This is a genomic window from Paenibacillus ihuae (assembly GCF_001368795.1).
Classification (GTDB): domain Bacteria; phylum Bacillota; class Bacilli; order Paenibacillales; family Paenibacillaceae; genus Paenibacillus_AQ; species Paenibacillus_AQ ihuae.
This window is the reverse complement of record NZ_LN831198.1, coordinates 580,564-593,650: the sequence shown is the minus strand read 5'-3', so window position 1 is coordinate 593,650 and position 13,087 is coordinate 580,564. Positions and strand designations below refer to the sequence as shown.

10 protein-coding genes are annotated in these 13,087 nt (G+C 45.6%); 2 read left to right on the top strand and 8 right to left on the bottom strand.

What is annotated here, in order from left to right; translation table 11 throughout:
- A partial coding sequence (locus tag AQR02_RS02675) for a GNAT family N-acetyltransferase (protein WP_082451929.1) occupies nucleotides 1-438 on the top strand: 438 nt, incomplete at its 5' end.
- A gap of 36 nt (nucleotides 439-474) precedes the next feature.
- On the opposite strand, the gene AQR02_RS02670 is transcribed toward AQR02_RS02675, so the two are convergent.
- The 3 genes from AQR02_RS02670 to tkt form a co-directional block, all read right to left on the bottom strand.
- Nucleotides 475-1,305, bottom strand: a complete 831-nt coding sequence (locus tag AQR02_RS02670) for an alpha/beta fold hydrolase (RefSeq protein ID WP_054939277.1) — start codon at nucleotides 1,303-1,305, stop codon at nucleotides 475-477.
- A 195-nt stretch (nucleotides 1,306-1,500) separates the two neighbouring features.
- Nucleotides 1,501-1,818 carry a pyrimidine/purine nucleoside phosphorylase gene (ppnP, locus tag AQR02_RS02665; protein WP_054939276.1) on the bottom strand — a complete coding sequence of 106 codons (318 nt, stop codon included), beginning with the start codon at nucleotides 1,816-1,818 and terminating at the stop codon, nucleotides 1,501-1,503.
- Nucleotides 1,819-1,852: 34 nt separating this feature from the next.
- Nucleotides 1,853-3,901 (bottom strand): transketolase, encoded by a 2,049-nt coding sequence (gene tkt, locus AQR02_RS02660; RefSeq protein WP_054939275.1) that lies wholly within the window; start codon nucleotides 3,899-3,901, stop codon nucleotides 1,853-1,855.
- Between the two features lie 306 nt (nucleotides 3,902-4,207).
- On the opposite strand from tkt, the gene AQR02_RS02655 reads away from it, so the two are divergent.
- Complete coding sequence (locus tag AQR02_RS02655) at nucleotides 4,208-4,846, top strand: hypothetical protein (RefSeq protein WP_054941962.1); 639 nt, start codon at nucleotides 4,208-4,210, stop codon at nucleotides 4,844-4,846.
- 49 nt (nucleotides 4,847-4,895) lie between these two features.
- Here the strand turns inward: AQR02_RS02655 and AQR02_RS02650 are convergent, their stop codons facing one another.
- From AQR02_RS02650 to AQR02_RS02630, 5 genes are all read right to left on the bottom strand, one after another.
- Nucleotides 4,896-8,849, bottom strand: coding sequence for a hypothetical protein (locus AQR02_RS02650; protein WP_054939274.1), 3,954 nt, complete (start codon nucleotides 8,847-8,849; stop codon nucleotides 4,896-4,898).
- 15 nt (nucleotides 8,850-8,864) lie between these two features.
- Complete coding sequence (locus tag AQR02_RS02645) at nucleotides 8,865-11,144, bottom strand: hypothetical protein (RefSeq protein ID WP_054939273.1); 2,280 nt, start codon at nucleotides 11,142-11,144, stop codon at nucleotides 8,865-8,867.
- A 10-nt stretch (nucleotides 11,145-11,154) separates the two neighbouring features.
- Nucleotides 11,155-11,754, bottom strand: coding sequence for a hypothetical protein (locus AQR02_RS02640; RefSeq protein WP_054939272.1), 600 nt, complete (start codon nucleotides 11,752-11,754; stop codon nucleotides 11,155-11,157).
- A 427-nt stretch (nucleotides 11,755-12,181) separates the two neighbouring features.
- The gene (locus AQR02_RS02635) at nucleotides 12,182-12,679 is read right to left on the bottom strand and encodes a hypothetical protein (RefSeq protein ID WP_054939271.1); all 498 of its coding nucleotides are present in this window, start codon (nucleotides 12,677-12,679) and stop codon (nucleotides 12,182-12,184) included.
- Nucleotides 12,680-12,698: 19 nt separating this feature from the next.
- Nucleotides 12,699-13,079 (bottom strand): hypothetical protein, encoded by a 381-nt coding sequence (locus AQR02_RS02630; protein ID WP_054939270.1) that lies wholly within the window; start codon nucleotides 13,077-13,079, stop codon nucleotides 12,699-12,701.
- Nucleotides 13,080-13,087 lie beyond the last annotated feature (8 nt).

The following is a 13,087-nucleotide window of genomic DNA, read 5'->3' as shown; positions in this document are numbered from 1 at the left end:
CTGGCCGGGGTACAGAAAAAAACTTTCGACAGTGATGCACAGCAGTATCAGAACAAAGAGGAAGATGGCCCTCCCGGTTATGATTCCGCCAATTGGCAGGTTGAACAAATGAACCATGGCCATTACTACAAGCTGCTTGCAGCTGGCGGGATCATCGGAGGAATGATTGTCTTCCCTTCTTCAGGCGGTGATGAATGCCATCTCGGCCGGATTTTTATTGATCCGCTGCATCAGAATCATGGCTATGGACATGAGGCTTTCCGTTTCCTGTTCCAGACCTATCCCTCCGCTCAGAAATGGACGCTGGACACTCCCTCGTGGGCCGTCAGGAACCATTACTTCTATAAGAAGCACGGATTTATCCAGACGGGAGAAATCAAGGATACGAACAGCGGTGAAATGATCATTGAGTATGAACGAATCAGCATAGGGGGTTAATATCAGATTTAAAGCGGCCGATCGATAATTTAACGATTAATTATCGATTATTCCAGCCTTCACCCGGTTTAGCCACTCTATCACCATCGCTCCAAGCAGTTCTTCCTGTTCCAGATGAAGATTATGTCCTGCACGGTCCAGCACTGAAAAAGCAGCATGAGGATATGCATCCAGCAGATTCCACGCATCTTTGAAACCTGTCATCGAATCCTGTCTGCCGGTCAGAATTAGGGATGGCTTAGTGAAGGGGGCAAGGGTCTCCAGATCGAAGCTGAAAGGATACCCTCCGCTCTCTTTTATCCGCTGCATAAAATGAACATCCGCAAGCTGCAGTGCGCTGATAATCTCGGTGTTATACCGTTCCCAGACCTGACGGCTCTGAACAACTGTAATCGAAGTGAACTCTTCCCGATCTGCCTCTGTCAATTCATCAAGCAATTGATTATCACGAAACATAACCTGGTGTGATGGTAATTCTCTATCCGCCATTTCCGCAATCACGCAAGGACACAACAGAAAGACTCCTTCGATCAAATCAGCGTAGTTTCTAAGCAGGCCCCTTGCCAGATAGCCGCCATAAGACTGGCCTACCAGCAGAAACCGTTCACCCGGTATTAGCGTTTCAATCATCATCTCCACCGCCCGCAGCATATCATCCGATGATATAATCCAATCTGCTGAAGGCGTCTTGCCCATTCCGGGCAGATCGACATAAATCCGTCTGTATCCTTCTACGCGGGATATGATCGGCTCCATACAGCCCATCATCATTGTGTGGTCTGGACCATTGCCATGCAGGATCAGTATGGGTCGGCCTGTACCTGCCTCTTCATAGTTAAAAGTTATGTTGTTATCCGAATAGAGCAAAGGATCAGCCTCCTAACACAGTATTATTTTGCTATTATTCAGCACTCTCTATCTCTGTAAAACCCATGCATGTATAAGAACATTAGTTCCTATATAGGATAACAAATTTCCCTCTATCAGGCAAGCTTTAGCCGCTGCAAATACAAAAAAGGAAGCCCCCAGATATGCGGAGCTTCCATAAACAAACTACCTAAATTACAGAATCGGGTAAGAACAGCAATAATCAGTTAAGGCGAATACTTCCAGCGCAAATTTGGAGTTACCGGGAACGTGGAACGTTTCCGCTCCCTTAATTTCCTTCCACACATCTGTGCCGGGAAGCAGCACTTTCAGATCGCCGGATAAGATCTCCATTGTCTCCGGGCCGTCCGTGCCGAATTCGTACACACCAGGCAGCATAATGCCAAGCGTCACCTTCGTACCATCCTCCAAAATAACTGTACGGCTGGTAACTTTTCCATCGTAATAAACATTAGCTGCTTTTTGAATTGTCGCGTTGGTAAACTGACTCATGTGCTTATTCTCCCCCTTGTCCTTATTCCGTCTATTATAGCAGTGCTTTTACGCGGCTGACTACATTTTCTACTGTAAAGCCGTATTCTTTCATTACGATATCGCCAGGCGCGGAAGCACCGAATGTAGTGATACCGAGAATGTCCCCTTGATCGCCTGTGTAACGCTCCCAGCCGAAGGTCTGTGCCATTTCAACTGCCAGACGGGCTTTAACTTCAGGCAGGATAACGGAATCGCGGTAAGCTTTGTCCTGTTTTTCGAACAGATCCCAGCTTGGCAAGCTAATAACACGTACATCAATACCTTCTTCAGCCAGCGCTGCCTGGGCTTTTACAGCCAGCTGCACTTCGGAACCGGTAGCAATGATCTGTGCCTGCGGAGTACCGTTCTTGGAATCGGAGACAACATATCCGCCGCGTTTGATGTTATCGCGCACACCTTCAACGGTTCCTGGCAGGATCGGCAGGTTCTGGCGGGTAAGCACCAGGGCCACAGGGTTGGCAGTGTTCTCTACTGCATATGCCCAAGCTGCCGAAGTTTCGTTGGCATCAGCCGGACGAATGACAGTCAGACCCGGGATAATGCGCAGGGATGCCAGCTGTTCAATCGGCTCATGCGTAGGACCGTCTTCGCCGACAGCGATACTGTCATGAGTAAGAACGTAGGTTACCGGCAGCTTCATGATCGAAGCCAGACGGACAGCCGGACGCAGGTAATCGGTGAATACGAAGAAGGTACCGCCGAATACTTTGAGACCGCTGTGCAGGGCAATCCCGTTCATTGCCGCTGCCATACCGAATTCGCGTACGCCGAAGTAGATGTTGCGGCCGTCGTAGGAATCAGGTGTAAATTGGGTCAGACCATTCAAGTGAGTCATTGTAGAGCTTTCAAGGTCAGCGGAACCGCCCACCAGCTGAGGAACGCCGGCAGTCAGGCCGTTTAGTGCACTACCGGAAGCCACACGTGTGGATACTGCTTTATCTTCTGCTTTGTAGAATGGAAGATTAGCATCCCAGCCGGCTGGAAGCTCACCGCTGATTGCTGTTTCGAGCTGTGCAGCCAGCTCTGGATAGGCTTGTTTGTAAGCTGCAAATTTCTCATCCCATGCCTTGTTGGCGGCGATGCCTTTATCCTTCACTTCAGCAAAACGCGCGCGGACTTCATCAGGTACATAGAAATCTTCTTCGTATACCCATTTGTAGAAGTCTTTAGTCTGCTTCGCTTCGTCAGCACCCAGCGGGGAGCCGTGAGTACCGCCGTGGCCGCCTTTACCTTGCTTGTTAGGGCTGCCGTAACCGATAACCGTCTTCACTTCAATCAGGGTTGGTTTGCTGCTATCTGCTTGTGCTTCAGCAATAGCTTGGGCAAGTGCCGGAAGATCGTTGCCGTCTTCTACGCGCAGAACCTGCCAGCCATAAGCTTCAAAACGCTTAGCAACATTCTCGGAGAACGCCAGGTTCAGCTTGCCATCGAGCGAGATATCATTTGAATCGTACATTACAATCAGTTTGCCCAGCTTGAGGTGACCTGCCAGGGAAGCAGACTCGGAGGAGATCCCTTCCATCAAGTCGCCGTCGCCGCAGATTGCGTACGTATAGTGGTCAATTACATTGTAGTCTTCTTTATTATAAGTAGCGCCCAGCTGAGCTTCAGCCATTGCCATACCTACAGCCATACCAATACCTTGTCCAAGCGGACCAGTAGTAGCATCAACACCTGCGGTGTGACCAAATTCAGGATGGCCTGGAGTCAAGCTGCCCCATTGGCGGAATTGCTTCAATTCTTCCATCGGCAGATCGTAGCCGCTCAGGTGCAGCAAGCTGTACAGCAGCATGGAGCCATGTCCGGCGGACAATACAAAACGGTCACGGTTAACCCAAGTCGGATGATCCGGGTTGTGATTCATTGTTTTGGCAAATAGCTGGTAACCCATTGGTGCGGAGCCCATCGGCATACCCGGGTGTCCGGAATTGGCTTTTTCAATTGCATCGATAGCCAAAGTACGGATGGTTGTGATCGCCAGGTTATCCACCGTCGAATTTTCTTCCTTATGGATCGCTTGTTCTTTTGCCTGTTCAGTCATTAAGATAATCCTCCTTGGAATCAAGAATGTCATTTTGACTATTATTGTATCACTAATGTGGAAGCATTTCCAATTGTTTTTGTAAAGTTGATGTTGGAACAGCTTATATTTTGCCGCTTGAATCCAATCTATGCACTGGCCGGAGTCAAGAGTGACTTATTTAGAAGCCATTACTTAGCCTTAAGTCTAGTTTCAGGTTAAGACTAAAGTTTGTTTTCCAAAGCAGGATTATACAGTAAGATGGAGGTACTTCATTTAGAAATTTACCGGATTATCCAATACTTCCAGCAGAAAGGATTTTATAGTATGGGTACGAGCAAAAATATCTATATTGTACTAACCGGAACGGGGACCGCCTTTAGCGGAATTATTAAGTGGTTCACAAAAGCTGAGCTGAATCATGCTTCGATCGCCTTTGACAGCCGACTGGACGAAGTATACAGCTTTGGACGCAAAAAAGTGCATAATCCGTTCGTTGCCGGCCTTATCCGCGAAAACTTCATTCACCCCTTCTACAGCACAGCAGATTGCGCAATCTACCAGTTGAACGTCAGTGAAGAAGAATACGAAGCCATGTACAACCATGTGCAAGGAATGATGGAGAATCAGGAACGCTATAAATATCATCTGCTGGGTCTGATCGGAGTGCTGCTGAACGTCAAATTTGACCGGGAGGATGCTTATTTCTGCTCCCATTTTGTCGCCTCAGTATTTGAAGAAGCGGCATTCAAGCCGGTGGCCAAGCCCTCCTGTTTCGTGACACCGGAAGACTTCGCAGAATCACTATGCGCTCATAAAATTTTCAGCGGCAAGTTATCCTACTACATGCATCTCACACAAGGCAGCTCCTACATACCCTCTAGCAAAACACCCGCTTTTTCAACCTCCGCCCTCGGGGCACGGATGCTCCGGGTAAGCGAAGAACGGACCGAGGGGATCGTCTAGCGATCAGCCCTCCGTCCGTTGCAAACCGGCTATACTGGCTCGGAAGTGATTATTTTATCCGGTGACTTTGAAAGTATTCACTCCAATCTCCCAGGATCGATACCGTCACAGTATCCGTCTTGGTATTCCATTCATTCTTTGCCGTAAAAGTAAATGTAACCGGCCCATCCGGCAGCTTCTCAAAACCGGGATCATACAGCTCACCAGTCCATCGTGTTTTGTTGGCGTCCGTTGGATGCAGCACGGCTCTATAACCTCCGGTCATGGTCACTTCAACCGAATCTGGAAGCCCTGTTGTGTTCGCCTGGAGCTCAAAACGCTCCCCCGCCCAAAAGACATGATAACCCCGCGGATTCTCCGCCGTCCCGCTCTTGTTCATATTGTAAGCCTGACGGTTTATGTTCCATTCCGCCGTATGCCGCACTAGGCCCTGTACCGAGAGTAAATTGACCATAAAATATTTCCTCGCCGATACACTGCTCCAGTTAAAACCGTCATAAACCTCAGCTTCAACTGCATATTTCTGGTTCTCCACTAATGCACCCGCTGGAATCTGCCACTGCTGCACACTTGAAGTCTGCTCCCCTGACTGAACAGTAACAGCCCCTGTAGTTAAATTAATAATCCTCACTTTATACCGCTGCTGTGTATCTCCGTCATCATCCCGATAATCCCATTTGATTACGGGAGTCAATGTGCTGACCACTGTAGGAGCGCTCTGGCTGGTGCTGGACGGATAAGTAATGCTTGCAGTTGGGATGCGGTTTGCAACGGTGATATTCTGTACCAGCTCTCTTGATAATCCCAGCGAGTCCGTCACAATCTGCCGCAAAGTGAAGCTACCATTTGTGCTGAATTGCTTAGTAAAAGCACTCTGCGAGCTGGCCAGCTCTTCTGTTCCGCCGGAAGGCTTCAAGTAATATTTATAGCTGATACTGTCGCCTTTAGCTGTGTCTGCATCCGTAGCGGTCCCTGATACTGTCAGCGTATCGGTACGGTATATAGGCACCTGAGCGGCGTTGCGGCCAGTATCGGTCAGGGTCGTGAAACCCGGTTGTGGCGGGTTATCGATGATGAAGGTTTTCTCGTTGGAGACTTCGGACCAGGAGTTCATAGAATATGCCCGACCCAAGATTGTAAATAATTTAAATCTTTCAAATGTACCGTTGGGTATTTGATACTGCCGTACCGATCCGGTACTATCTGAATTTTCAATCGTTTTAGCAAGAATGCTTTCTTTAGTATAAAATTCGAGCCTGTACTGCTCTTGAGGATCATTCTCCGGATCTACATATGTCCACTTGATAAGTGGATCACCAGTTAAGCTTGCATCAATGATTGTCGGACTTGCCACCGTACCGGCTGGTGCTGTCAAGGTCATTGCCGGCGCTAAGTTCTCGTTTACCGTCACATTCAGACTGGCAATATTCGATTTTGCTCCTATCTGATCTACCGCCCAGTGCTCAATGGTATAAACACCCGTATTGTAGAAGGTAACGTTGACGAATTTATTATTGTGCAATATGGTAGCGTGTCCCTCACTGTCGATCACGCGCCAGTAATACTGCAAACTGCTGATATCCGCACTATCCAGATCCGTTGCTCCAGATGTGTAAGTCTGGGTGGTGTACTGAGTAGCTGCGGCCGGACCCGAAATATCAGTTGTAGGAACGTGATTCATAATTTCAAACACTCGCGTTGCATAGGCTTCTTGGTTCCCGTCCGATACATTCAAGCGCATTTCCCAGTCCGTTGAGATCGCTGCTTTGTCCGTGATTCCGAGCCCACTAATCAAATTCCGGATGGCTACATTTTGGTTACGGTTGCTGCCGCTATAAATATAGCTGCTATTGCCTTTACGACCATACCATGTGTAGGAAAGTGCATCACCGTCCGCATCCGGATCTGGTGTTGAATTTTCCATCGTGACCACATCATCACGATATACTTGAGCTGGCATTGTAAATTGTGCAATTGGCTTGTTATTGATGACCGTAGCCCACTGAGAATAGTAATTGGACCAGGCTCCACGGTTATCTCTAACCCGCAAAATCACCTCGTAACTGCCGACGCCGTAATTTGTTAAGCTTGGAGGGGTAACATAGGATCCGTTATTATAATAAACCTGCCCTCCATTTCTGCGGATGACCCACTCATAGGTATCCAGGTAATCGTTATCCGGATCATACGATTTATCTGTTATTGTTGTGCTTTTACGATAACTGACATTAATAGGGTTAATTATAAAGTTGGCAACCGGAGGCAAATTTGAGCCTGTACCCACTACTTGAGAAGCCCAGTCGCTATAAACGCCTATCCCTTGCGCTCCGTCCATGTCTCTTACCCGCAAACGTAATTCGTATGCGTCATTTGTCGGCCGGGAACCCAGCTGCCCATCGGTCCAGACCTCATCCCCTACTTTTCGCCATTGCCACTGATGTTCGATTAACCCCTTATTGGAGGCAGTAGTATGGTCAATGTCAAACGAGTTGTCCGTTACTTGAATAGTATTCCCAATCAACCTGGCTGAGAAAAGAGCGGTGGGCTTCCGGTGAATCAAAAAGATAAGGCTAGATTGATTGTCTCCGCTCCACAGCCGGAATTCATCGAAACGGTCATTTTTCGGATTATCCCGAACTTGGACAATTGCATTATATAATCCGGAGTACGGAAATGAGGTATACATCGTTCCTCTCCATAGTCCGGAGTCATAAATTGTACCCATCGGATTATCAAAAAAGCTAAAATCTTGATCGTATCGGAATCGTACACTATACTGCGGATCGGATTCATAGTCTGAATAAGTGCTACCTATTTCAAATGGTGAATTGATTAAATAATAGTTTTTGTTCTTCAGCTTGTTTTTAACGTTGAAGTTAAACTGACCGCTCGCTTTATAGTTATGCCTATCTACAACCGTAACGGTGCCCGTATAACTCCCAGGCTGTAAGGAGTCGTTGATAGCATCTATGGGAATGGTAAATTGCTGCGAAGTATAGGAGTTATATACTTTTATTTTCCGGTAATATACATTAGGGATTTCAACGATTACATCTAATGCCTCGTTATCCGGATCTTGTGCGTAGCCCGTAACATTAAATATGTTTTGCCCGCTTTCGTTAAGAATAGTAGCTCCGTTTTGTGTCGTCAGATTTAAGGTTGGAGGGGAGTTCACTTCTAGCTTTGCATCTGCAAAGTCAAGCAATGGCCATTCACTATACCTTCCATTCCACAAAAAGTCAGTAAAATTAAAGACATGGCGTATCATTTTTGGATCACTGACCAATAACCGTCCCCATCCCGCAATTGCGGGTTGGGAATAATCAAGACTATAACTAGCCGCTGGTATGGAAAGATCTATATGATCTTGATCTGTAACAGGCCGATCATAAGTATTACCAGCAACAAAACTGGTCTTATAAATAAGTGTTGGCGCTGATCCGGTAACCTCCTTTGTATAGTAATAAGGCGAAAAGTAATCAGTAAAGACAACATCACCATTCCCGCCATTCGCTCTCGACTCTTCAAAATCACCCTGAACATATCCTTGAACATCCACGTATGGTATAGCAGTAAGACCCCTCCGATCCCAATAAAAGGGGTCCTTTCCTGGCCCTCTGTCAATGGTCATCCCATAGTTAATGTCTGACAAGTCATAGGTTAATACTCTTGTCACACGGTTCCATTTTATGTTGGTAACTTTAAAACTGCTTCTATAACCTGTTACTGTTGATTTTATATAGTAACCCCAATATGGATCATCAGTCCGGTGTGTCCATGTATTAAAAACAGTTGTCCAATCATCCGGCATTGTGATAGTTCCACTGAAAGCAGGAATTTCCACATCCATGTAATTTACATAGGTTGTATCTAATGCAGAAGCTTCATCTTGCTCTAAAACAGGCATAAGGCTGAATAATAACACAGAGCATAAGGCAATTTTAGTGTGCTTAATAATCAGGATCTTTTTTGAAGCCTTGGAAACGAAACGGCTAAATTTCATGTGATCCTCCCTCTTTTACCATGACCAATCCGATAATGGAGGACGATTCAGAACGGTGACGATTCGTTCAGTCACATTCTGGGTCGCTGTATCCGCAGATTTACGATCATTTACGGTGACAAACTCATCTATTGTCGGTTGACCAAATTCTTCTTTCGTTGTTATACGAATTTCGTAACGCCCCACTTCAGTTGGATAGAAATTAATTCGATCCAGATTACCGTTATTCATGAGCACCCATGCTTCTTCAGCATAGTTTCCATCGTTGTCTGAATCATATCTATACTCCCACACTCGATTTGCTAAATAATCATAGTCCGGAGAAATGGAGAGGTCATCTAGGGTTACACTTGCCTTGTTCCCATTGGATGGATCCCGGTACACAGTATTCGGCATGGAGATATAGGGTACAGGTGCTTGGTCCGGCTGGACGGTAAAGGTGATCGATTTCGTTGCCGAATAGCCCGCAGTATTTTCTACATACAAGGTGGCTTTATATTGTCCTGCCACTTTAATCAAAATGTCTGCATTGTCCGTCCCAGACAAGCTTCCACTGTACTTAATATCTGCATTTGTCCCTCCGGAAACTGCAGAGACGGTAAACTTTGTTTTGCTTGGTATCATTGGAAAATCGTCTGCAGTATTTTTGCTGGCATTGTGCAGCGTTAGTTTACGATTTTCCTTTAACGTCCCACGGATTTGTAACTTGGCAGCCGGCGCTGGGGCTACAACCTTAATATCGCGGGATGTCGTTGCTGTGAGTCCAGAGTTATCAACCACAGTGAGTGTAATAGTCTGAGTCGTATCAATGGAATCCAGGTCGTAACGGGTATCACTTGATTTGCCGTATAAAGCATCTTCTACATTAGGATGCTGCCAGGTATATTTCACAATCGTTCCATCCGGATCAAAGGAATCTGCTCCAGATACGATAAACTTCTCACCGGCTACAACCTGGTCCGGCATCGATATTCTAGCTTCAGGTGGTTTAGCAGTTGAAGGCGTTGGAGTAGGTGTAGTCGTTGGAGGCGGTGTTGAACTACCATTATATGTACCAGCACTGGATGTGAAAGACTGCGTTAAGCTACTTATTGTCCCATCTGCTGTCACAATTGGCTTGGTGAAGCGAACGACAACTGACAATGTGTAATCCTGTTTAAAGCTACTGGCCGCTGTCTTTGCCTTTGGAATCTTGAAATCAAAGGTCTGTGTACTGGTTAAAACCTTGCTATAATCCTTCTTCGTCAACAGGCTGCTATCATTCCCAGTTTCCTTAACGTAGAATACCCACTCCTGGATGTTTGAGGTATCCGTGTAGGCGTTTAGGAGCCCCTTCAAGGAAAGAGTGACCGGAATATCACTGCCGGTCGCCTGAGCAGGATTTGGATTTGGCTTAAGTAGTTGCACTTCACCGGTTAAAGTTGGTTCCGTTGGTAAAGTATAGTCAAAGGTAACAGATCCGGCATAGCTGTAGGAAGTAACCTTAGCTTTAGAGGTAAAGTAATAGGGGAACACGGTGTAATAAAGCCAACCTGTAGCCCAGCCCCCCTTCATAAAATCAGGTAAATCTTCTGGCCGTCTTTGGCTAGAAGGAACAACGTATGTGACAAGAAACCTTCCGTTATTATACTTCGCTTCACCAACATCGCCGTTTTGTAATTTCCCCGGAATAGCTAATATGTTGGACTGTATAATGTCACTGTAATTCACTCTGTCGTTCCCATTACCATCATCTCTATACCACTTTGCTGTACTTGGGTCTTGGGGAAGCGACCTGGTAAGCACAGTAACTGTAGGGGGTTTCTTTGATGGAGTAGTTGAATCATCAGCATTCTTAATATAATAGGTATTGGTGTCTTTGTTTTTATCGTACTCGTTAATTTGCCATCGTCTACCATCGGAATACAACCAAATCGAGTTTCCTGGGTTACTGTAAAAGTTGTCTTCGATGTCTCCATCTGTTCCTTTTACATTGAAAGTTTCTACTTTTTCATTTCCTTTTAGCTTAAGTTTTATTTTTCCGCTTTCAATCGATATACCATCAATAAGGGTGTTATTTCCGACATATTTCAGTGTACTTACTTTTATCGATGAAGCAGAAACCCCACTGGGTAAATCAAGGAGATAACTTTTTGCCGCATTATCCACACCTAATAATCCTTTGCTGACAGGAACGGAGACTGAAGTGGATTTTACAGTTGGGTCTTGTGCCGAATAAGCTAATGTAGGCAAAAACGACGGAGCAACCAATATAAAGGACATAATCAATCCATGAACAATATTTTTTTTATTCACTAGACATCACCTATTTCTTTACGATGTACAATTTGTTGGATGCATTTTTTATGATCAATCGAATCGAAAAAAAATCAAAATCACCATTATAAGTAAAGGCTTGGTACGTCGTCAGCTGCTTACCTGGTAAAAGGACCCAATCCCATAAAGCTTTAGTTGAATTTTTTTCTTTAACCATTTTATCCGGCATAGCACTCCACGCATCTTCACCGAAGTCGAATCTCCACTTATCGCTAAGATCTTTTACATTTTGCTGAACAATGTTTCCGCTCTCGTTTTTTATTGTAATTTTTGTCCAAATGAAATACTTCGATTTTTCGGTTCCCAAATAGTCATACAACTTAATTAAAGACTGTGCTGTAGCCGACTTGGTTTCGTAGATCATAATTTTCTCCAGCGTGTAGCTGAAGCCGTTAGCGGTTACTGTAGCTGGCAGCTGAATATCTTTTTCAAGCCCATATTTCAACAAATTGTCTGTCATAACAGGAACAGATTGAATTGTACTGCCAGCCGCGGCTGAGACAGTTTTATCCTGAATTCCCCCTCCAATTGTGAGAAGCTGGCTGATTAACAGTGCTACTGCAGTTACTTTAAGAATTAATCTCTTCATTTTTCATTCTCCTTTTGTTTTTGGATTATTTTAGATGCGTCCTGCTAAGGCTCGTCTCGGGGCAGGATTACCATTTCGAATACGCTTCAGCCGAATACAGGTCACCTGGTAATTCAGCGGTAGGGGCCCCGCCCGATTGAAACTTGAGGATTGGCCGCTGAATTTAAGGGCAATAAGAGTGATGATTTACCGGACCTTTATTGAGGTTCAAGCCGGTAACAGTTAGCTTGCAAAGAGTTAGCACTTTTTTGATTTTACAGATAAATCCTTACTTATAAAGAATGTTCGGCTACCAGATGGAAACCTATCTGTCAGTATCCCTATGGCACATAAAACTCGTACCTACCACTCCAAAATAGTAACTTAATCCCCAACAGTCGCGATCGTATGAGTCCGACCCACCGACTTTTATTGAAGAATGAGCAACTTAATCATTCACCTTATACTCCTGTACTGCCGGTACGATTATGGCTTCCTGGACCTTTGCACGCGAGATCAGGACGGGATGCTTCGTCTCAATCACGGCAATGACGGATGGACCTTGTATGTATTTGGTGATGCCGTAAGTACTATCCTCATAGAGGAGCGGAAAAGTTACTCCGGTGGAATCATCCACGATATCGAATTTCACAATCTTCACACGGGTTTGCAGCCTACTCCCAGCCATTGGCGACAAGCCGTCGTCAAGTCCCAGATTACGCTGAAGTGACTCCAGGAAGGTGGCGTAGGCTTCAGCGGGATCGATGATAAGACTGCCTTGCGCTCTTGCGCTTTCGTTAAGTTCCTGTGATGCATCATGGACAGCAACGTTATTGGCATCCTTTAACATGCTGCGCAGCATGTCCCACTCCTGATTTTGAATTTGAAAAAACCAGGAGTAGACAAAGATCAAGAGCACAAAAGCTAATTTGATAACATAATCCATAGTTTAGATCATTCCTCAATTAATCGAGATACTCGCTCATTATCGAACCGTGTCCGTAATAACTAGTCGGTTGAGACATGCCGGAGAAATTATAGGGAAACAGATTTAAGCGGGGCGCGGTGATATATACATCAATCCGCTGCTTGCGCTCCTGCACGGTTTCCGTACTGCTTGAGATTGCAATTGAAGCTTCGGGAAAACCCACTGCCTTCAGGTTAGCAATCACCTCACTTTTCATCGATGCTGTTACAATCCCTTCTGTAGCCGCTTTTTGCGTAATATAGGATGTGTTGGCTTTGACCTGCAAATCAAGTAAATAATCGATATAGGTAAAGATAGGCTGCAGAATGATGAACAAAACAAGCCACATAAATAATGCCCGGAGGACGGTTTCCTTCACCCCAAGTC

What these genes read in the sequence shown, in the direction of transcription:
- ppnP (WP_054939276.1), bottom strand. Translation starts at nt 1,818, where the DNA reads ATGAGTCAGTTTACCAACGCGACAATTCAAAAAGCAGCTAATGTTTAT.
- tkt (WP_054939275.1), bottom strand. Translation starts at nt 3,901, where the DNA reads ATGACTGAACAGGCAAAAGAACAAGCGATCCATAAGGAAGAAAATTCG.
- AQR02_RS02655 (WP_054941962.1), top strand. Translation starts at nt 4,208, where the DNA reads ATGGGTACGAGCAAAAATATCTATATTGTACTAACCGGAACGGGGACC.
- AQR02_RS02650 (WP_054939274.1), bottom strand. Translation starts at nt 8,849, where the DNA reads ATGAAATTTAGCCGTTTCGTTTCCAAGGCTTCAAAAAAGATCCTGATT.
- AQR02_RS02640 (WP_054939272.1), bottom strand. Translation starts at nt 11,754, where the DNA reads ATGAAGAGATTAATTCTTAAAGTAACTGCAGTAGCACTGTTAATCAGC.
- AQR02_RS02635 (WP_054939271.1), bottom strand. Translation starts at nt 12,679, where the DNA reads ATGGATTATGTTATCAAATTAGCTTTTGTGCTCTTGATCTTTGTCTAC.